Source organism: Arthrobacter gandavensis, assembly GCF_039528575.1.
Lineage (GTDB): Bacteria > Actinomycetota > Actinomycetes > Actinomycetales > Micrococcaceae > Arthrobacter_B > Arthrobacter_B citreus_B.
Genome location: NZ_BAAALV010000007.1, coordinates 317,506 through 337,959, shown reverse-complemented (window position 1 = coordinate 337,959; position 20,454 = coordinate 317,506). Strand labels below are relative to the sequence as shown.

At 65.3% G+C, this 20,454-nt stretch carries 15 protein-coding genes, 3 tRNA genes and 1 pseudogene; 4 read left to right on the top strand and 15 right to left on the bottom strand.

All coding sequences use genetic code 11. The features are described 5' to 3' along the window. Window positions 1-110: 110 nt before the first annotated feature. Window positions 111-986, bottom strand: coding sequence for a 30S ribosomal protein S2 (gene rpsB, locus ABFX29_RS15015; protein WP_152228543.1), 876 nt, complete (start codon window positions 984-986; stop codon window positions 111-113). Between the two features lie 492 nt (window positions 987-1,478). Between rpsB and ABFX29_RS15010 the strand changes: the two are divergent. Beyond that, window positions 1,479-2,036 (top strand): annotated as a pseudogene (locus tag ABFX29_RS15010) (M23 family metallopeptidase); the annotation flags it as partial. 78 nt (window positions 2,037-2,114) lie between these two features. Here the strand turns inward: ABFX29_RS15010 and ABFX29_RS15005 are convergent. The 14 genes from ABFX29_RS15005 to ABFX29_RS14940 form a co-directional block, all read right to left on the bottom strand. After that, window positions 2,115-3,299, bottom strand: a complete 1,185-nt coding sequence (locus ABFX29_RS15005; protein WP_152228544.1) for an acyl-CoA dehydrogenase family protein — start codon at window positions 3,297-3,299, stop codon at window positions 2,115-2,117. A gap of 216 nt (window positions 3,300-3,515) precedes the next feature. Continuing rightward, window positions 3,516-3,589 (bottom strand) — tRNA-Ile (locus ABFX29_RS15000). Between the two features lie 94 nt (window positions 3,590-3,683). Continuing rightward, complete coding sequence (locus tag ABFX29_RS14995; RefSeq protein ID WP_152228545.1) at window positions 3,684-4,868, bottom strand: glycosyltransferase; 1,185 nt, start codon at window positions 4,866-4,868, stop codon at window positions 3,684-3,686. 45 nt (window positions 4,869-4,913) lie between these two features. After that, complete coding sequence (locus ABFX29_RS14990; RefSeq protein ID WP_152228546.1) at window positions 4,914-5,846, bottom strand: DMT family transporter; 933 nt, start codon at window positions 5,844-5,846, stop codon at window positions 4,914-4,916. Between the two features lie 24 nt (window positions 5,847-5,870). After that, complete coding sequence (locus tag ABFX29_RS14985; protein WP_246167560.1) at window positions 5,871-6,500, bottom strand: CDP-alcohol phosphatidyltransferase family protein; 630 nt, start codon at window positions 6,498-6,500, stop codon at window positions 5,871-5,873. 33 nt (window positions 6,501-6,533) lie between these two features. Continuing rightward, on the bottom strand, window positions 6,534-7,373 hold the full coding sequence (locus ABFX29_RS14980; protein ID WP_246167562.1) for a phage holin family protein: 840 nt from the start codon (window positions 7,371-7,373) through the stop codon (window positions 6,534-6,536). Window positions 7,374-7,437: 64 nt separating this feature from the next. Then, on the bottom strand, window positions 7,438-8,871 hold the full coding sequence (locus tag ABFX29_RS14975; protein ID WP_152228547.1) for a sugar porter family MFS transporter: 1,434 nt from the start codon (window positions 8,869-8,871) through the stop codon (window positions 7,438-7,440). Window positions 8,872-9,049: 178 nt separating this feature from the next. After that, window positions 9,050-10,207 carry an NAD(P)-dependent malic enzyme gene (locus ABFX29_RS14970; RefSeq protein ID WP_152228548.1) on the bottom strand — a complete coding sequence of 386 codons (1,158 nt, stop codon included), beginning with the start codon at window positions 10,205-10,207 and terminating at the stop codon, window positions 9,050-9,052. Window positions 10,208-10,539: 332 nt separating this feature from the next. Then, a tRNA-Asn gene (locus ABFX29_RS14965) sits at window positions 10,540-10,612 on the bottom strand. A gap of 128 nt (window positions 10,613-10,740) precedes the next feature. Continuing rightward, a tRNA-Asn gene (locus ABFX29_RS14960) sits at window positions 10,741-10,813 on the bottom strand. 51 nt (window positions 10,814-10,864) lie between these two features. Then, a complete protein-coding gene (gene dnaG / locus ABFX29_RS14955) occupies window positions 10,865-12,838 on the bottom strand; it encodes a DNA primase (protein ID WP_152228549.1) in 1,974 nt (657 codons plus the stop codon). Between the two features lie 36 nt (window positions 12,839-12,874). Further along, the gene (locus ABFX29_RS14950; RefSeq protein WP_152228550.1) at window positions 12,875-14,158 is read right to left on the bottom strand and encodes a deoxyguanosinetriphosphate triphosphohydrolase; all 1,284 of its coding nucleotides are present in this window, start codon (window positions 14,156-14,158) and stop codon (window positions 12,875-12,877) included. A 6-nt stretch (window positions 14,159-14,164) separates the two neighbouring features. Further along, window positions 14,165-15,418: a tRNA dihydrouridine synthase DusB gene (gene dusB, locus ABFX29_RS14945; protein ID WP_211372397.1), complete on the bottom strand. Its 1,254-nt coding sequence runs from the start codon at window positions 15,416-15,418 to the stop codon at window positions 14,165-14,167. A gap of 21 nt (window positions 15,419-15,439) precedes the next feature. Further along, window positions 15,440-16,864, bottom strand: a complete 1,425-nt coding sequence (locus tag ABFX29_RS14940; RefSeq protein WP_152228552.1) for a YibE/F family protein — start codon at window positions 16,862-16,864, stop codon at window positions 15,440-15,442. A gap of 150 nt (window positions 16,865-17,014) precedes the next feature. On the opposite strand from ABFX29_RS14940, the gene ABFX29_RS14935 reads away from it, so the two are divergent. Genes ABFX29_RS14935 through ABFX29_RS14925 form a run of 3 tightly spaced genes read left to right on the top strand, consistent with a single transcriptional unit; the run spans window position 17,015 to window position 20,412 of the window. Then, a complete protein-coding gene (locus ABFX29_RS14935; RefSeq protein WP_170287768.1) occupies window positions 17,015-17,686 on the top strand; it encodes an ATP-binding cassette domain-containing protein in 672 nt (223 codons plus the stop codon). Beyond that, complete coding sequence (locus tag ABFX29_RS14930) at window positions 17,686-19,809, top strand: YhgE/Pip family protein (RefSeq protein ID WP_246167563.1); 2,124 nt, start codon at window positions 17,686-17,688, stop codon at window positions 19,807-19,809. Before ABFX29_RS14935 ends, ABFX29_RS14930 begins: the two co-directional genes overlap by 1 nt. Window positions 19,810-19,848: 39 nt before the next feature. After that, window positions 19,849-20,412: a TetR/AcrR family transcriptional regulator gene (locus tag ABFX29_RS14925; RefSeq protein ID WP_152228554.1), complete on the top strand. Its 564-nt coding sequence runs from the start codon at window positions 19,849-19,851 to the stop codon at window positions 20,410-20,412. The last annotated feature ends 42 nt before the right edge of the window (window positions 20,413-20,454 follow it).

Below are 20,454 nucleotides of genomic sequence, written 5' to 3'. Positions count from 1 at the left end.
ATTGGTGCAGTTCCGCCTGTGCGGCGGGCCGGGGGTCCGGCCCGCCGCACAGGCGAAGGTCCCGCAATGGCAGCTGCTAGCAAGCAGCTGCCATCACAGTGAAAATCGAATTACTTTGCTTCTTCGGCGGGAGCTTCGGCGGCAGCGGGAGCTTCAGCGGCGGGAGCCTCCGGAGCAGCCTCAGCGGCCGGAGCCTCAGCAGCGGCTTCAGCGGCCGGAGCAGCTGCGCCTTCGAGCAGTTCGCGCTCCCACTCAGCCAGCGGCTCAGCCGGGGCTTCGGTGTTGCCGGACTTGTTGTGGCGGGCGATGAGGCCCTCGGCAACGGCGTCGGCGATAACGCGGGTCAGCAGGTTGACGGAGCGGATGGCGTCGTCGTTGCCCGGGATCGGGAAGTCGACATCGTCCGGATCGCAGTTGCTGTCCAGGATGGCGACAACGGGGATGTTCAGCTTCTTGGCCTCGTCAACTGCGAGGTGTTCCTTCTGGGTATCAACGATCCAGACCACGGACGGAGCCTTGGTCAGGTTGCGGATGCCGCCCAGGTTGGATTCCAGCTTGGTCAGTTCACGCTTGAGGAGCAGCAGCTCCTTCTTGGTGTGGCCGGAGGAAGCAACGTCGTCGAAGTTGATTTCTTCGAGTTCCTTCATGCGCTGGATACGCTTGGCAACGGTCTGGAAGTTGGTCAGCATGCCGCCGAGCCAGCGCTGGTTGACGTAGGGCTGGCCAACACGGGTGGCCTGCTCTGCGATGGCTTCCTGCGCCTGCTTCTTGGTGCCGACGAACAGCACGGTTCCGCCGTGGGCAACGGTGGCCTTGACGAACTCGTATGCGCGGTCGATGTAGGACAGCGACTGCTGCAGGTCAATGATGTAGATGCCGTTGCGCTCGGTGAAGATGAAGCGCTTCATCTTCGGGTTCCAACGGCGGGTCTGGTGACCAAAGTGAACGCCGCTGTCGAGCAGCTGGCGCATGGTAACGACGGGCATGTCGTCACTCCTTCCGGCAGCAGTGCGGCGCTGTGCGCACGCTTTAATGAGCTGCCAATTGACGGTTGATAGAAGCACCCGGCGGGTGCTGCTCCTGGTGCCCATCAGCTGCCCTGCCTGGAAGGCGGGCGGCATGCGTCCCTTCCCGGTGTTCACCGGACCGCAGGAACGCACCCAGTTTTCCCTTGCGGAAAGCGTGGATAGTTGGGGCACGCGTAGTCAGCCTGAAGCGCGTTCTCCTTATCCCGTCCTGCTTCTCCGGGCGGTTCTCCGGTGCGCCAGTGGCGGCAGGAGGGACTTTCCCGGTTGGGCAGGGAGGATCAGCGCGCAGCAAACTGCTTCGTCAAGTGTACTACAGCACCGGAGCGGTTTTGCGCGCCGCTCAGCCTCATTCCCTCCACAGCCGCGTCCCTTCCGGCTGCCAGGGGATTCCCCTCCCCCGCTCCGGGTGTGACGACGCCGCACCAGCCGCGGCTGGACTGAACTAGACCCATGACGCGCCCTGCTCCGACTGCCTCGCCGGTGACTTATCCACCAGTCCGTGCCGCTTCTCCGGCAACGCCCGTGCGGACCCGGCGCTCCGGGCGGGGCGCCGGAACAGCGTTCATTCTTGCCCTGGTTCTGGCATGCATTTGGACCGCGGCCGAAACCGGCCGGGCCGAACCTGCACCCGCCGGGCCGGGATGGCATTGGCCACTGGACCCCGCACCTTCCGTGGTCCGCGGCTTTGACAAACCGTCCCGGCGCTGGCTTCCTGGACACCGCGGTGTGGATCTTGCGGCTGCCCCGGGGGACGCGGTGCTTGCGCCCACCTATGGGACGGTCCGCTTTTCCGGGCGGGTGGTGGACCGCGGGGTAGTGACTGTAGATCATGGCGGCGGTTTGCTCAGCAGCTTCGAACCGGTGGCGGGCGAGCTCTCCCCCGGCGACCCGGTCCAGCCCGGGCAGCGCCTCGGCGCGGTTGAGGAACGCAGCGCTTCCGGCCCGGAAAGCGGACAGCCGCACTGCCCCGGCAGTTGCCTGCATTGGGGAGTGCGGCTGGACGGGGACTATACAGACCCGCTGGCCTTCGTAATGGACCGGCGCCCGAGCGTATTGCTCCCGCTCGGTGCCGGCCCGCCGGAACGGCTAGACGAAGGCGGCAATTCCGGTGATTGCACGGCCTGTGACGAGGGTGTTGATTTCGTAGGTGCCTTCGTAGGAGTAGATGGCTTCGGCGTCTGCGAAGATCTTGGCCATGCCGTAGTCGGTGACGATTCCGTTGCCGCCGAGGATGCTGCGGCCAAGCGCCACAGACTCCCGCATGCGGGCGGTAGTGAAGGCCTTCGCCAGGGCTGACTGCTCGTCCTTGGCACGCCCCTCATCCTCAAGCTGCGCCAGGCGGACCATCATGCCCATCGAGCTGACCGTATTCCCCAGGATCTGCACCAGCTGTTCCTGGACCATCTGGAAGGATGCCAGCGGCTTGCCGAACTGCTGGCGCTCAACTGCATAGCGGCGGGCGACGTCGAACGCCGCCATCTGCTGGCCCACTGCCTGCCAGGCGACGGCCAGCCGGGTGACCTTCAGGACCTTGTTGGTGTCGCGGAAGCTGTTGGCGCCCTTGAGGTGGAAGTCGTCGCTGACCACAACGTTATCCAGGACGATGTCCGCGTTCTGCACGGTGCGCAGCGCGATCTTGTTCTCGATCTTGGTGGCGGTGTACCCCTTGGTCTTGGTGTCCACGAGGAACCCCTTGACCTGGTTGTCCGCTTCGTCGCGGGCGTAGATGACAACCCAGTCGGAGAAGGTGGCGTTGCCGATCCAGCGCTTGGCACCGTTCAGGATCCAGTTGTCCCCTTCACGGCGTGCCGTGGTGCGGGTTCCGCCGGCAACGTCGGAACCGCCCAGCGGCTCGGTCAGGCCAAAGGCACCGATCTTCTTCAGCGAATAGATGTCCGGAAGCCAGGCTTCCTTCTGCTCTTCGGAAGCCAGCGCCTCGATCGAGCCGGTGAACAGTCCGTCGTGCACCCCCATGAAGGTGGCGAAGGAGGTATCAGCACGGGTGAATTCGGCATGGCAGAGGCCTGCGAACAGGTTGGAGTAGCCCTGGCGGTAGACCGGGGACACGACGTCCAGTTCGGCAAGTTTGGGAATCATGTGGGACGGGAAGGTACCGGCGTTCCACCAGTCGTTGGCGTACGGCTTCACCTCGGCCGCCAGCCAGGACCGGACCTCGTGAAGGCGGTCGCGCTCCTTGTCGCTGAGCAGGTCTTCGAATGCATAGAAGTCGCCGTCCGCGTAGGGGAGGTTATCGACGTCGATAGTTGCCATGGAATGTCCTTCGCTGATCCAGTTCGATCCGGGGCGTGAAGCCGGCTGCCCCTTATGTTACCCGCCGGTAACATTGGGCACAATCCCCCTCCGGGACAGCCCGCAGACCGCAGGGACGGGAAGTACTGCCACGGAAAACGAAAACACCCCGGTCCGAAGACCGGGGTGTTGAAGGCACTGCACCTGCCGCTCAGGCCAGGTGGTGCATCGTACGGGTAGGGCTGGTGGGGCTTGAACCCACGACCCACGGATTATGAGTCCGCTGCTCTGACCGGCTGAGCTACAGCCCCGCATACTGCCGCAGTTTCCTGGCAGGCAGTAGGAACATCCTAATCCGGTGCAGCCCCGGGCACCGAATCCAGCAGTGCCCGGGGTGCGCCGCGGCTAGGCTGGGCTGTCCGCCCGGTAGAGCTTCTCGAAAGTGGCCAGTGTGCCTTCGAGGCTGTGGGAATCCACCATGTCGCGGCTGTGCTGGCCCATCTTCCGGCGCTCGGCTTCGGGCAGGCCCAGGATTTCGGTAATGCGGCCGGCCACTTCGGTGCTGTTGCCCGGTTCGAACAGGAACCCGTTCCGGCCCTGTTCCACCAGGTGGGGCAGCGCCATGGCGTTGGCCAGCAGCACCGGAGTGGACGCCGACATTGCCTCGAGGGTAACCAGTGACTGCAGCTCAGCCGTGCCGGGCATGCAGAAAATGTCGGCGCGCAGGTAGGCCTGGCGCAGTTCCTCGTCGCTGACCAGTCCACGGAACTCAACACGGTCTTCAATGCCCAGCTGTTTGGCCAGCGCAATGAGGGCCGGCTTGACTTCGCCTCCCCCGACGATCTCGGCGTGCACATTCAGTTCCCGCGGCGTCTTGGCAACGGCGTTGATCAGCACGTCAACATGCTTCTCCTCGGCCAGCCGTCCCACGAACAGCACCGTGGGGTGCTCCGGACGCTCGATGGACTCCCCGGCACGGAGTTCATACGTCGACGCTTCGATTCCGTTGGACAGCGGCATGACGTCCGGAAGCCGGGCGTGCTCCACCATGGCCTTGGCAGCCAGCGGGGTCGGCGTCGTCACGACCGCGGCCTTGCCCATGACCTTGCCCATGTCCCGCCACGAGTTCCTGGCGACGATGCGCTTGAACCACTTGGGGAACGGCAGGAACGGATCCAGGTTTTCCGGCATGAAGTGGTTGGTGGCAACCACCCGGATACCGCGCTTGCGGGCAGCGTAGAGGGTGTACTCCCCCACCATGTAGTGGCACTGGATGTGCACGACGTCGGGCTTTACCTTATCCAGCAGCATCGAGATGTGCTTCTTGATTTCCCACGGAAGGCAGATCCGCCAGTACTCGTGGGTTGGCACCCCGTGCGAACGGAGGCGGTGCACCGCCCAGGGACCGTCAGTCTCGGAGTGCGGGGGCCCGCTTTGGGGGCTGGGAGCCAGGACGTGCACGTTGTGGCCCCGTCCGTGCATTCCCTGCGCCAGGCGGAAGCCAAACTGGGCTGCGCCGTTGAGGTGTGGCGGGTAGGTGTCGCAGGCGATCAGGATGGTCAGCGGTTTGTCTGCCGGTTCCTCGGTCACGTAAAAAGTCCTCTATTGGTGTTGTGGCGGTCGGGCCGTACGGTATCAGGGCTTGCGGGTGGCCCCGGTCCGGGTGGACGCGGGCTTCTGCCGCCGCTTGTTCATTTCCCGGCGCTTGATCACGTCCGGGTGGTAGCGGGACAAAGCGACCACCCCAACAATAGCAATCACGGCGCAGACGCCCATCGCGACGCCCAGCACGGCGGGGACATCGGGGCGAAGTTCGTTGAGCACGCCGATTCCGATGGCGATGCCCACCATCGGATCGATCACGGTGAGCCCTGCAATCACCAGGTCCGGCGGCCCGCTGGAATAGGCGCTCTGGACGAACCAGGCACCCAGCCCGCCGGCCACGGCGATTCCCACAATCGTGTACCAGGGCACGTTGAGCAGGAACCGCCCGTTGGGATCCAGCAGGTCAGCGGCGATGGTCTTTGTCAGCACGGCGACGAAGCCAAAGAGGATGCCGGCGCCGAGGATGTGCGCGATCGCTCCCAACCTCTTGCCGAACAGAAGGTTCAACAGGCCGAAGAAGGCCACGACGACGGCGAGGATCAGCACGATCACGATTTCCTGCCGGGGTTCCACCACCTGCTCGCTCCTGGTGGCCCCGACGGCCAGAAGCACAAAAAGCATGCTGCCCGCCACGCAGGCGATGATGGACACGACCGTCACCCGGTTCAGGCGCAGGCCCTGGTCCCGTGAATTCACGATCGTGGTGATTACCAGTGCCAGGGAGCCAATGGGCTGGACCACTGTCAGCGGTGCCATCGCGAGTGCGGCAACATTCAGGGCCGTGCCCGTACCGAGCAGGAGGAGGCCAAAGAGCCAGCGCGGGTTGCGCAGCAGCCTTCCGAGTCCGGCGGAGCTAAGGCCCAGTCCGCCGGTGTCTGCGCTGACCGCGCTGCCCTGGCGCTGGGCACCAAAGGCGAGGAAGACGGCACTGGCAAGGGCGCAGGCGATCGCGACGGCGGTCATGTCTCAGGTGCTCCCGGTCCGGGCCTAGGAACCATGGGCGTCCCCTGCTGTTTGGAGCTGGCGCCGGTGCTTGAGCCAGGAGGCCCTCAGATAGCCGGCAAAGGCCGCAATATGGCCGATGCAGCCGAGGACCAGCACGGTGTTCCCGGCGATGGCCAGCCACTCGTAATCGAAGCCGGGCACCTTTTGGAGCAGCAGCATGGGCGCACCCACCAGGAGCAGTGCCGTGCGGATCTTGCCGATGTTGCTCACCGGGAGGTTGGGACTGCCGCGGAACAGGATCAGCGAGTTAATGATCAGGATAACGTCCGGGATGACGATGGCCCAGATAAACCAGCTGGGAGCGATCCGGTCCACCACGAACATCGTGGCCACGATGATCAGGGCCAGGCGGTCCGCCACGGGGTCCAGCCACTTGCCGGTTGCTGACACCTGGTCCAGGCGGCGGGCCAGGTAGCCGTCCACCCAGTCCGTGGAGCCCACAATGACCAGTGTGATGAACGCTGCCCCGTAGTTGTCCCGGATGATCAGCCAGACGAACAGCGGCACACCGAGGAACCGCAGGATGGTGATCAGGTTGGGAATCGTCCAAAAGGTATCCAGGACCCGCTCTCCCCGGCCCGGTCGTGTCCCGGCGCCGATGAGCCTGATCACTGCTGAACTCCTTCTGCCTTCCTTATCAAGGCGTTATTTTCGCAGGAGCCTGCGCAGCAGGATCCCCATGGCCAGCAGGGAAGCACCAAGCACCGCGAGGGGCTGCTTGCGTTCACGGAACATGGCACCGACTTCGTCCGCCATGCCCTCTCCCTGCCGGGTGCCCGAGCCGGCAGTGCCGTTCCGGCGGTCTGCTGCACGGCGGGCCTTGAGGTCCGCCATCTGCTTCTTGACATCTGTTTTCTCGCCCAGGCCGTCCCGGACTGCGGCGATGTGTTCGCGGCGCTGGCGCAGCCGGATACGAAGTTCCTCGGGGGTCGGCTTCTGCACGGCGTCCTCGGGCTTCTCTGTCTTGCCGTCTTCGGGCTTCTGCTCCTTGGGCTTTTTGGGTGCATCCAGGGTTGCCGGATCGAAGCTGCGGCCTTCCTTGAGGACGCCAAGGTCATAGCGGATCCCGCGGAGGGCATCCTCAGGCAGCAGCGGCATGGTCTTCTTGAACCGGTTTACGCCAACCAGCGCGGCAATCGCGGCAATCACCAGGAACAGTGCAGCGACCAGCAGGGCAGCAAGCCAGGCAGGCATCACGGTGGCGAGACCCAGGATGGCTGCGGCGATCAGGGCCACACCCAGGGCGGCCAGGAAGAGGAGCGCGACGACGAGGAAAGCTGCTGCGACGCCGGCCTTGATGCCCTTCTGCTTCATCTCCGCCAGGGCCAGGGACAGTTCATCGCTGACCTGGCGGGGCAGCAGCCGCGCCATCACCTTGGTCAGTCCAGCGAGGGAAGAGCTTCCGTTAGCCCGCTGGGTCCTGGTGCTTGCGGAGCTGTTCATCGGCTCTGCCTCCGTCTGCTCATTACTGTTCGCCGTTGCCATTACCCAAAATTACCATTCTCCTCAGGATTCACTAGCCGATACACAGCCGCTGCAGCACCATCAGTCACAGTTTGTCCCGGTTCTCCTCCAGCTCACGGCCGGAGAGTTCGGGCAGCTTGGTCTTGACGAACCAGAACGAGACCACGGCGAAGATCGTAAAGATCGCGTACATGATCCACAACCCGAAGTTCTCGCTGACCCAGGGGAAGGAGAGCGTGACGATGAAGTTGAAGATCCAGTTCACCATCGTGCTCAGTCCCAGGGCGAGAGACCGGATGTTGTTGGGGAAGATCTCCCCCAGCGTTACCCACATGACCGGCCCCCAGGTCGCGGCGAAGAACACGACGAACAGGTTGGCGCCGATCAGCGCGACCGCGCCCCACGGCTGCGGCAGAACTATCTCTCCGCTGCTGCTATCCGCCTGGAAGAAGGAAACGGTAGCTGCCAGCAGGCCGATGAACATGCCAATGGAACCCGTCATGAGCAGCTTGCGGCGCCCAACGCGGTCCACAAAGGCAATGGCGACGATAGTCATCAGCACGTTGACCACGGAGGTAATGACCGACGTCGTAAATGAATCCGATTCGCTGAAACCGACCGACTGCCACAGGGTGGTGGAGTAGTAGAAGATCGCGTTGATGCCCACCAGCTGCTGAAGTGCTGCGATGGCCATGCCGACCCACAGGATGGGCTTCAGCCCAAGCATTGTTCCGCGCAGGTCGGAGTAGGTGGCCCGTTCTTCGTTTTCGAAGCTGTCCCGGATTTCGCGGATTTTCTTGTCAGTGTCGCGGACCCCGGTGATGTCCCGGAGTACCTTCGCTGCTTCCTCATCCCGGTTCTTCCGCACCAGGTACTGCGGTGATTCGGGGATCGTCAGCGCCAGGATTCCGTACACAATGGCCGGGGCCACGCCAACCAGGAGCATCCACCGCCAGGCGGCCATGCCCCACCACAGTTCATTGAACGCGCTGCCCGCCGTGTTCGCGAGCCAGGCATCGGAGAGCAGGGCCGCAAAGATGCCCAGGGTAATGGCCAGCTGCTGTATCGAGCCCAGCGCTCCGCGCCACTTCGCCGGGGCCACCTCCGCGATATAGCCCGGAGCAATGACCGACGCCGTGCCAATGGCCAAGCCGCCGATCAGCCGCCACAGCATCAGGTCCCACACGCTGAAGGCCCAGGCGGAGCCGATCGAGTTGGCGGCGAAGAGGACGGCGGCCGTGACCATGACGGTCTTGCGGCCCAGCCGGTCCGCGAGCTGTCCGGCGAACCATGCGCCAACCGCACAGCCCAGCAGCGTGATGGCGACAGTGAAGCCAAGGACGCCTGCGCTGAGCGAGAATTCGCCGCCGATCGCGTCGACGGCGCCATTGATCACGGCAGTGTCGAAACCGAAAAGCAGTCCGCCTACTGCGGCGGCGACGGTTACGGCAATGACTTTTGCCGGATGTGAAACGTTTCCGGTGCTTCCCTGGCTAGGGCCTGTCTGGCTGGCGCCCATTGGTTCCTCGGCTTTCCTAGTGCTGGGAAATAACCAATAAAGCCTACTCCAACACTAAGCATCCTTTGGATTGCTGGGAACTGCGGCAGCTCGATTCGGCCTCGGCACCTGCCGGGGTGCGGTCCGCGCAGAGCGGAGGACGCACCCAGCCAGGTGCCGGACCAGGATCCTTGGGCCCTTAGCCCGCCGCGGCCGCCACCGCAGCTGCCACCGCCGGCGCCACCCGGGGATCCAGCGGGCTGGGCACAATGTGCTCAGGGGACAATTCCCCACCCACTAGATCCGCGATGGCAGCTGCGGCGGCCACCTTCATGGCGGAGGTGATCCGGCGTGCGCCGCTGTCCAGGGCGCCGCGGAAGATGCCCGGGAACGCCAGGACGTTGTTGATCTGGTTGGGGAAATCGCTGCGTCCGGTGGCGACGACGGCGGCGTGGCGGGCAGCAACATCCGGGTGGACTTCGGGATCAGGGTTGGAAAGGGCAAAGATGATGGCGTCCGGTGCCATGGTTGCCAGGATGTCTTCCGGCACGGTGCCCGAGGACACCCCAATGAAGACATCTGCTCCCGCCATCGCCTCTGCCGGTCCGCCTTCAAGGTTCCTCGGATTGGTGCGGGCGGCAAGCTCGCCCTTGGCGCCGTCCAGTCCCCGCCCGGTGGAGAGGATGCCGCGCGAATCCAGCACAACGACGTCGTTCACTCCGGCTTCCAGGAGGATCTTGGCGCAGGCGACGCCGGCGGCTCCTGCCCCGGAAATCACAACGCGCATGCCGGCCAGTTCACGTCCGGTGACCCGGGCAGCGTTGGTCAGCGCTGCCAGCACCACGATCGCCGTCCCGTGCTGGTCATCGTGCATGACCGGGCAGTCCAGGGCCTCGATGAGGCGGCTCTCCAGCTCGAAGCAGCGCGGTGCTGAAATGTCCTCCAGGTTCACCGCGCCGAAACTCGGCCGCAGCCGCACCAGGGTCTCGATGATCTCATCAACATCCGTGGTCTCCAGGACCAGCGGAATCGAGTTCAGGCCGCCGAAAGTCTTGAACAGCGCCGATTTGCCTTCCATGACGGGCAGTGAGGCTGATGCACCAATGTTGCCCAGCCCAAGGACAGCGGTACCGTCGCTGACCACGGCCACCAGCCGGGACGCCCAGGTATGGGTGGCAGCCAGCTGCGGATCCGCTGCAATTCCCCGGCTCACCTGGGCAACTCCGGGCGTGTAGGCGATTGAAAGGGCACGTCGTGAATCCAGCGGCTGCGTGGTTTCCACCGAAAGCTTGCCGCCTTCGTGGAAAGCGAAGATCTCCTGCTCGCTGATGGGTGCAGGTACGGCTGTAGAGGTCATGGTTGTACTCCTGATGAAGGAAGAAAAGAAGGACCGCGTTTGAGGTGCCCGCTGGATCAGCGGCCCCATATTCACGAGTATGCGCGGAACAGTAGGGTTCCGGCATGGGCATCAGGATAGGTACGCCCCGGCCGCCTGCGGCTTACGGATATGTTGTGGATCCGGGGCCCTTGCGGCAGCAGATCCCCAGTGTAGCCACGGACCCGGCTCATTCGGCAAACTGCGGCTGCGGACGGCGTGGCTGCGATGCCGGCCGGGACGGCACCCGCGGGGCGAACGCGGCCTGGATACACCGAAGGCCCGTAACAGTGTTACGGGCCTTCGGGCAGTTGCTCCCCCGACTGGACTCGAACCAGTAACCCTTCGATTAACAGTCGAATGCTCTGCCAATTGAGCTACGGGGGAAAGCGGCGACATTCAGTCTACACCGGCCTGGCAGCTGTCACCGACCGCCCGGCCTGTTTCCCGCACACGGAGACCGAAGCGAGAAGAAGGCTCCTGACCTGTTTTTGTACAGGTCAGGAGCCCATTTGCTCCCCCGACTGGACTCGAACCAGTAACCCTTCGATTAACAGTCGAATGCTCTGCCAATTGAGCTACGGGGGAAAGCGCGACTATTACTTTACAGACGAAGAGCCAAGAAACGAAATCCGCGTCTCACTGCATCTCGCGCAGCGCACGGCGCTGCATTTCCAGCTCCATCAACTCCCGGTTGAGCTGCTGGAACAGTGCTGGATCAGCGCTGGGATCCAGCCGCTGCAGCTGCCCCAGCTTCTCTGCCTTCAGGTGCGTCACCTGCAGCTCGAAGAGCCGGTTGAGGATGTCCCGGCAGTACATCGCCAGGGCATCAGCGTCCCGGGCAGGGATAGGCGTGACGGCCAGTTCGCTGACGAACCCGCGCAGTGCATCCGGCAGCTCCTGGCGGACCTGTTCCACCCAGGCCGCGGCAGAGGGCGGCACGTCACCGGCCGCCCGTACGGCGTTGTGCACAGCGACGTAGGCCGGCACGGTAAACCGCGCTGCCTTGAACCGCTCCCACTGCCCGGCGTCCAGGAGGCCGGGCTGCTGGAGCACGACCTCCAGTGCCTGGCGTTCCATTCTTGCCGCAGGATCGTTGGGATCCGGGCGGGCGAAGGACTGGGCCCCGGGCGCAGCTTCCTGCACCGGGTGCGCAGCATCCCCGCGGCCTGCCTGCTGCGGGTTGTGCTGGCTGTACTGGCCCTGCTGCCCGGACTGGCCGTGGTTGCCTTGCTGGCCCTTGGCGTGCTGCGGGCTGTTCGGGTCCCGTGCTTCGCGCTGTCGCTTGGCGGCTGCGTTGACGGCGCGCAGGACGTCGTCGACCTCGCTGCCCAGCCAGCCGGCAAGCTCCCGCGCGTAGGCAGGGCGCATCGCTGAGTCACGGATCTCCGCCACCACGGGAGCGGCTGCCCGCAGAGCGGAGATGCGGCCCTCCACTGTGTTGAGGTCGAACTTGGCCAGTGTGGACCGAATGGCAAATTCGAAGAGCGGGCGGCGGGAACGGATCAGCTCGGCAACCGCGGTGTCGCCCTTCTGCTGGCGGATGTCGCACGGGTCCATCCCGTTGGGATCAACTGCCACGAAGGTCTGCGCGTTGAAGCGCTGGTCTTCCTCGAACGCACGGAGGGCTGCCTTCTGCCCGGCGGCATCGCCGTCGAACGTGAAGATAACCTCTCCCCCGCTGCCGTCATCGGAAAGCAGCCGGCGGGCAATCTTGATGTGGTCGGTGCCGAAGGCCGTACCGCAGGTGGCGACGGCGGTCGTAATTCCGGCGAGGTGGCAGGCCATCACGTCGGTGTAGCCCTCCACCACTACCAGCTGGCGGTCCTTGGCGATGGAACGCTTGGCCAGGTCGATCCCGTAGAGGACCTGGGATTTTTTGTAGAGCGGTGTCTCCGGGGTGTTCAGGTATTTGGGGCCCTGGTCATCCTCATACAGCTTGCGTGCACCGAAGCCGATGGTTGCCCCGGTGAGGTCGCGGATCGGCCAGATGAGCCGTCCGCGGAACCGGTCGTAGAAACGGGAAGCATCCTGGCCGGTGGAGAACATGCCCGTCTGGGCCAGTTCCTCCCGTGTGAAGCCGCGGCCGGTGAGGTGCTTGAGCAGCGAATCCCAGCCCTGCGGTGCATAACCCACGCCGAAGTGCTCTGCGGCGGCGGGGTCGAAGCCGCGTTCGGCCAGGAAGCTGCGCGCCGCGGCAGCTCCGGGGGTTACCAGCTGCTCCCGGAAAAACTCCGCCGCAACCTTGTGCGCATCAAGCAGCCGCTGCCGCTTGCCCACGTCTTCGCGGCGCGGGCCGGTTCCGCCGTCTTCATAGTGAAGTTCATAGCCCAGGCGGGACGCGAGCTTCTCCACGGTTTCGGAGAACGTACCGTGGTCCATCTTCTGGACGAAGGAGATGACGTCGCCGCTCTCCCCGCAGCCGAAGCAGTGGTAGGTGCCTACCTGGGGACGGACGTGGAAGGACGGTGAGCGCTCGTCATGGAAGGGGCACAGCCCCTTGAAGGACCCAATCCCGGCGGACTTGAGAGTGACATACCCGTCCACAACCGCTTTGATATCGGTGCGGGAGCGTACTTCATCAATGTCTTCGCGTTTAATCAGGCCGGCCATGGTTCTACCTTATTCCCCGGCACCAAACCCGGGTTCCTACCAGAGTGCCGGAACCGGGCCAACCAGGCGTTCGTGCAGGGCCAGCGCGGACCCGTCCGTGAGCGAGGCCACCTGGTCGATCACGACGCGCAGCCGCGCGCCGTCGTCGGCCGCTTCCCGCCAGTCGGCCGCGAACATGGGCTCAAGGTGCCGGTCTCCCGTAGCGGAGAGCTGGGCAACCAGGTTGGTCAGGACCTCGCGCTGGCGTTCATACAGCGGCTGCCGCTGGTCCGTGGTCATCACGAAGGTGGTGGCCAGTCCCTTCATCACGGCAATTTCAAGCTGCGTCTGCTCGGGAACAACCATTTCCGCGTTGTACCGGGTCAGCGGATCCGGCCCGTAAATCTCACGGGTGGCCTCCAGGGCGCTGGAGCAGAAACGTCCAATCAGCTGGCTGGTCATGTCCTTGAGTGCAGCCATGGAACGGCGGCTGCCGTCGGCTTCGCGGACCCAGACGCCTTCGGCTTCCAGGCGGGCCAGGGCTGCGTCCACGGCGGCGGGATCCGCGGTGGGCACGTACCACTGCTGGGTGTAACCGATGACGCGGGCGCGCTGGTCGGGATTGTCCAGCCATTTGAGCTGCACGTGTCCGGCCACGATCGCGTCTTCGACGTCGTGCACGGAGTAGGAAATGTCGTCAGCCAGGTCCATAACCTGGGCCTCCAGGCAGGACCGCCCTGCCGGCGCGCCGTCGCGCAGCCAGGTGAAGACCGGCAGGTCGTCCTCGTACACACCGAATTTGGTGGTGCGGTGGCCGTTGACCAGCGGGGCGTCGACGGCGGACCACGGGTATTTGCAGGACGCGTCCAGGCTGGCACGGGTGAGGTTCAGGCCGGCCGGGGAACCGTCCGGCGCAATGATCTTAGGCTCCAGACGGGTCAGCAGGCGCAGGGTCTGGGCGTTGCCCTCGAAACCGCCAATCGCGTGGGCGATGTCGTTCAGGGCGGTTTCACCGTTGTGGCCGAACGGAGGGTGCCCCAGGTCGTGGGAAAGGCACGCCGCGTCCACGACGTCGGGATCGCAGCCCAGCGCGTTGCCCAGTTCGCGTCCCACCTGGGCCACTTCCAGGCTGTGGGTCAGCCGGGTGCGGACAAAGTCATCGGTGTCCGGGGCCACCACCTGCGTCTTGGCGCCTAGCCGCCGCAGGGCCGAGGAATGCAGTACCCGGGCACGGTCGCGGCCGAACTGGGTCCGGTGCGTGCTCTTGGCCGGTTCGGTTACCCAGCGCGCCAGATCGACGTCGGTGTAGCCGGCGGTACGGAAAACCTGCGGAAGGGTCATATGTTCTTAGCCACCTGATACATCGAGTTCGGCTGCCGCAATGATGGCTTTCTGGGCGGGATTCAGTTCCCGGCCGTCCAGCCAGCCTTCCGGCAGGGCTGTCTTCTTGGGTGTGCCTGCCCGCCCGCGGGGACCTTCGGCATCCGCACCGGGGTACGGCGCGGTGGGGTCGAGTTCCGCCAGGAGCCCGCGGAGAACCTCCAGGGAGGGCACAGTGGCCAGCTTAGCCCGCAGCTCTCCCCCTACCACGTAGCCCTTGAAGTACCAGGCCATGTGCTTGCGGATGTCCCGCAGGGCGATGATTTCGTCCCCAAAGGTTTCCACCAGGAGCTCGGCATGCCGGTAGACGCTGTCTGCGACTTCCTTCAGTCCGGGGCGGTGGCGTTCATCGCGGCCTACGAAAGCGGCCTGCAGGTCTGCGAAGAGCCACGGGCGGCCCTGGCAGCCGCGGCCAATGACGACGCCGTCCACACCGGTCTGCTCGACCATGGCAATGGCGTCTTCGGCGGACCAGATATCTCCGTTGCCCAGTACCGGCACGTCCGGGAGCGATTCGCGCAGCTCGGCGATGGCGTTCCAGTCGGCCTTGCCGGAATAGAACTGGGAGGCGGTGCGGCCGTGCAGGGTTACTGCTGCCACACCGGCGTCGCGGGCAATCTTGCCGGCCTCGCGGAAAGTGAGGTGGTCCTCGTCGATGCCCTTGCGCATCTTGATGGTCAGCGGGATCCCGCCCTTGGAGGCCTCCCGGACCGCGGTCTGGACAATTGCCGTAAACAGGTCCAGCTTCCAGGGCAGTGCCGAGCCGCCGCCCTTGCGGGTGACCTTGGGAACCGGGCAGCCGAAGTTCAGGTCGATGTGGTCTGCCCGGTCTTCCTCCACGAGCATCCGGATGGCTGCGCCGACTGTTACCGGGTCCACACCGTAGAGCTGGACGGAACGGATGGACTCGTCGTCATCATGCTGGATGATGCGCAGTGATTCAGGCGAGCGCTCCACCAGTGCCCGGGACGTCACCATTTCGGTGACGTAGAGTCCGCCGCCGTACTCGCGGCACAGCCGGCGGAACGCCTTGTTGGTAATGCCAGCCATGGGGGCCAGGATCACCGGCGTATTGATGGTCAGCTTGCCGAGCTGCAGCGGCGGCAGTTCAAGCCTGGTCTTAGTGGTTGCAACGCTCACCCTCCTATTCTCGCAAGCCGGTGCAAATCCTGCGCGGGTTTCCCTGGAGGGTGCCGGTGCAGGGGTCTTTTCCAGGTGCATGGCTGCAACCGGAGGAAGTCGCTACTCCGGATCTTGGCCGTCTTGGCCGTCCTGGCCGTCTGCCCGGACAGCGGACGCCGAGCGCCTGGCCCGGGCACCGCGCCGTGTTCCGTCCCCGTCCGCAGTACCGCCGGCGCCGCCGGCCGGCAGCCAGGCCGGCTCAAGCTCAGCTTTGGCGGCACCGGAACCGGTGTTCGGCGAGCTGCCAGGGGCATCCGTCCGCGCGCCGGACAGGCCCACGGCCTTCACCACGAGGACGGCGACGGCCGTGGTCACCGGGATGGCAAGGACCAGCCCGATCGAGCCAACCAGGGTGCGCACTACTTCCTCGGCCAGTTCACCGCTGGTCAGGGTTTCCATAAGGGTGCGGTCATAGAGGGAGACCAGGATCAGGACCGGCAGTGCAGCACCGGCGTAGGCGAAGGCGATGGTGTAGACCGTGGACGCAATATGGTCCCGGCCCACCCGCATCGCTCCGGCGAAGAGGCGCCTGGCGGAGGCGCCGGGTGCCAGCTCGTACATTTCCCACACGGCCGAGGACTGGGTGATAGTTACGTCGTTCAATACGCCCAGCCCGGAAATGATTAACCCGCAGAGGATGATGCCGGAGATTGAAAGCTCATCCGAGGCATTGATGAGGGCATAGGCGTTCTCATTGTCGACGCCGATCAAATGCGCCGCGTCCGTCGCCCACGCCGCCAGCCCGGCGGTGATCGCGAGTCCAAACAGGGTGCCGAGCAGCGCCGTCGAGGTTCTGGCCGAGAATCCGTGGGCGAAGTAGAGCACCCCGATCATGATCACGCTGGACCCAACCAGGCCCAGCAGCAGCGGCGGTTTGCCCTCCACCAGCCCGGGCAGGATGAATCCGGCCAGCACAGCATAGGCGCCGCCCAGGCCGATCAGTGCCCGCAGTCCCCGCCAGCGGGCGACGGCGATGACCACGCCCGCGTACAGCACGGCGAGCACGGCTATGGGAACGCTGCGGACGAAGTCCATGAAGATGTACGGCGGTGCCCCGCTGTCCACCATCACGCCTTCAAGGTTCAGGTAGCGGATGCTGTCCCCGGCCTCGATGGCATTGGTTTTGGCGACTTCCGGCGGCACCTCCACGGCGACGCCGGCACCCCCGGAGGACGGCAGCACATGGGCTACCTGGCATTGGGGCGCCTGTACGCCGGCCTGGGTGAGAGTGAGGGAGGACGGACAGTCCTCCAGACCTACCCGCTGGACGGATCCCGTGTCGATGCTGACGCCTTCGGCTGTTGCATAGGGGTCGGCAATGGTGATCTCCCCCGGCTGGCCGCTGGGCCACAGGGCAATCATTCCGGCGACGGCCAGCAGGCCGAGCGGAACGAGGATCGCCGTCAGCAGCCGGTTGGCCTTCCGCCGCGCGGCGAGCGCCGTGCGGGTGGGTGTTCCGGCGTCGTGCAGGTGGCTGTGTCCCATGCAGGTCCTCACTGGGTTGGGCTGACCGGATGCCCGGTGCGGGCGAGCTCCCCCATTCTCCCCATGCCGCACGCGGATTTCCGAATCCGCCACCCAGCGGGTCTAGACTGACTGGTCAGTACAAAAACTCGATCCCCTGAAAGGCACTTCGTGCAACCGGTTATTTCCGCGGAGGAGCTCAGCCTCTCCGCTGCCAGGGGCCGCGTCTACGGCCCGCTTAGTTTCACTGTCACAGATCAGCTCAGTGTCCTGTGCGGACCCGCCGGGAGCGGCCGGACGAGCCTGCTGCTCACCCTGGCCGGACGCATGAAGCCGGACGGCGGGACCCTTGAAGTGCTGGGCCTGCAGCTTCCCCGGCAGGCGCGGCAGGTGCAAAGGCAAACGGCCATTGCCGGGTTCCGGGATATCGACGATCTGGAGCCCGGGGTCACTGTGGGCGCGGCAGTGCGCGAGCGCCTGGCCTGGCTGGCGCCGTGGTGGCAGTTCGTTCCCAAAGTCTCCGACCGCCAGGTCGCCCGGATCTGCGGTGCGGTCTTCGGGAACCTGCAGGTGCCTTCCGCGGGCACAGTGATCTGGAACCTGGGCGAGGCGGAGCAGTTCCTGCTGCGCATCGCACTGGCCATGCTTTCCCGCCCGGCCATCCTGTTCGTTGACGACATCGAACAGCTTCAAAGCAGGCAGGCGCGTGCCCTGGCAGAAGAACGCCTGGCTGCCCTCGCTGCGGCCGGCACCGCCGTCGTCGCCGGCGCAGCGTCGCTGCCAACCCAACCATGGAGCGGGACCCAGCCCTCCTCCGTACTGATCGCCGAGGAGGCGCACTGATGTTTGCCATGTTTTCTCCCGGCACCGAACTGAGCCGGTTCAGGCGGGGCACCCTGCCCAAGATCGCCGTCGTGGTGATGCTGTTCATTCCGCTGATCTACGGTGCGCTGTACCTGTGGGCCTTCGACTCCCCCGACAAGCACCTGGACGGCCTGTCCGTGGCCCTGGTCAATGAAGACGAAGGATCAGTCCGGGACGGTGAACCCCTCAACGCCGGGAATGAACTCGAGCACAAACTGCTCGACGGCGCTGACCTGGACTGGCATGCCACGGACGCAGCGGATGCGGCCAGCGGCGTCTCGAACGGCAGTTACTACCTCTCACTGACCATTCCCAAAGACTTCTCCGCGAGCGCCGTGTCCGTCGGCACGGAGCACCCGGCCCCCGCCACGCTGAAGGTCGATTACAACGACTCCAACAACTTCCTGGCCGGCGTGCTGGGAAAGCAGGCTATGGCACAGGTCCAGGCGGCCGTCTCCTCCCAGCTGGGCAGCCAGGTGGCTTCCAGCCTGCTGGTGGGCCTGAACGACGCCGGGACGGGCCTCCGGGACGCCGCCGCAGGTGCCGGTGAACTCACCGAGGGAATCGATTCGGCAGTATCCGGCGCAGGGCAGCTGACCGCGGGGCTGGGAAGCCTGGCCGACGGAACCCTTACCCTGCAGGACGGCGCCTTCCGCCTCTCCTCCGGAGCAGGGCAGCTGGCAACCGGTCTAGGCGAACTGACCGCAGGCACCTCACAGGTAGCCGCGGGCAGCAACGCCCTTTCGGCCGGCGCCGATTCACTGGCCGCCGGAACCTCCAGCCTCGCTGTCGGCGCCTCCGACGTTGCCAACGGTGCGGCATCCCTGAATACCAACCTCGGCACGCTCGCTGACAAGCTCGGCGCAGCCGTTCCGCAGGCAAAGTCCCTGGATGCCGGCGCTGCACAGGTCTCCACCGGGCTCGGCCAGGTTGTCGACGCACTCAAGGCAGCCGATCCGAACAACCCACTCCTCGTCCAGCTCGAACCGCTGGCCGCTGGCGCACAGCAGGTGGCCGGAGGCACGTCCACCCTCCAGTCGGGCATCGCTGAAGCAGCAGCGGGCACCGGACAGCTCTCGGCTGGCAGCGCAACGCTCTCCAACGGCGCCTCCCAGGTTGCCGCGGGCGCCCAGTCCGCCGCGGACGGCGCGTCCCAGCTTTCCGGCGGCGCAGCAACTCTTGCAACCGGCGCCGCACAGGTTGATGCCGGCGCGCGCAGCGCAGAAAGCGGTGCCAGCGAGCTAGCCGCTGGCGCCGGCACGCTCAGCAGCGGCAGCACCGATCTGGCCTCCGGCGCCGACGAACTCCTAAACGGCGGTACGGCACTCTCCGAAGGCGCCGAACAGCTCTCCGATGGCAGCCACACCCTGGCGGAAGCCCTTGAGGCCGGCGGTCAGGCCCTGCCGGAGGACTCCAGCGACCTCATCGATGCCAAGGCCTCTGTTGCCGCCAGCCCGGTGGAACTGGACGCCGAGTTCAGCTCGGAAGCTGCGAGCTTTGGCGAAGGTTTTGCTCCCTTCTTCCTAGCACTGGCAACCTTTGTGGGCGCGCTGATCACCTGGCTGCTGCTCCGCGCGCTGCCCACCAGGGCACTTGCTGCGGGAATCTCCGGGTTCCGGGCCGCGGGCACCGGACTCATCCCCGCCCTTGCCATCGGCCTGGGCCAGGTGCTGATCATGATGGCCGTGCTGGTGTGGGGACTGGACATCCATCCCGCCTACCTGCTGGGCACCGGGGCGTTCCTCTACCTGACCACTGTGGCCTTCCTGGCCCTGCAGCAGATGCTGATCATCGTGCTGGGAACCGCCGCGGGCCGGGTGGTCTCACTGGTGCTGCTTATGCTGCAGCTCAGTTCCTCCGGAGGCACCTATCCGGTGGAAACCACTCCCGGCTTCTTCCAGGCGCTGCACCCGTTCATGCCGGCAACCTACGTGGTGAACGGGCTGCGGGCGCTCATCACCGGCGGCGTGGATGCGCGGATGTGGATTGCCGTGGCGTTCCTGGGCATCCTCACGGCGGTGTGCGTGGCTGTGAGCTCCCTCAGCGCAGGCCGGCAGCGCATGTGGACGATCAAGCGGCTGCATCCTGAACTGCACCTCTAAGATCAAAGGGAACCACCGGAGAAACAAAGGACTCATTGCATGCCACGGGTATCAGGCACCAAGCGGTCGATCCTGGACGCCGCTTTGGAGCTCGCGTCACTGAACGGGATCACCGGCACCACCATGGAAGACGTAGCGGTGCGCGCCGGCGTGGCCAAGGGCAGCGTCTATTACAACTTCTCTTCCAAGGACAAGCTCTTCGAACAGCTGCTCCTGGACGGAATCGGTGCCCTGGCGGAGACCCTGAAAGAGGCGAGGGAAGGCAGGTCAGGAGGTGAGGCCCTGGGGTCCATGATCACTGCGATGCTGGGAGCGATTTCCGGCAACCAGCCCCTTGCCAAGCTGATCGCCGCGGAAATTTTCCGCACCGACCGGTCCTGGCAGACTCCCCTGCAGCTGGTGCGGCGGGAAGCGCTGGCGGAGTTCGTGGCGGTCATCCGGGAAACCCATCCGGAGCGCACGGACGCGGAGCTGATGTCAGGCACTATTTTCGGGGCGGTCCTGGTGGGCGGCATCGAGTGGCTGGCCTTCTCCCCCGAGCGCAGCGTGGACGAAGTCTCCGAGTCGGTGCTCTTCACTCTCTCAGGCCGGCTCACCGCCTGAACCAGCTATCTGTACCAATAACGACGGCGCCGGACCCCCAAA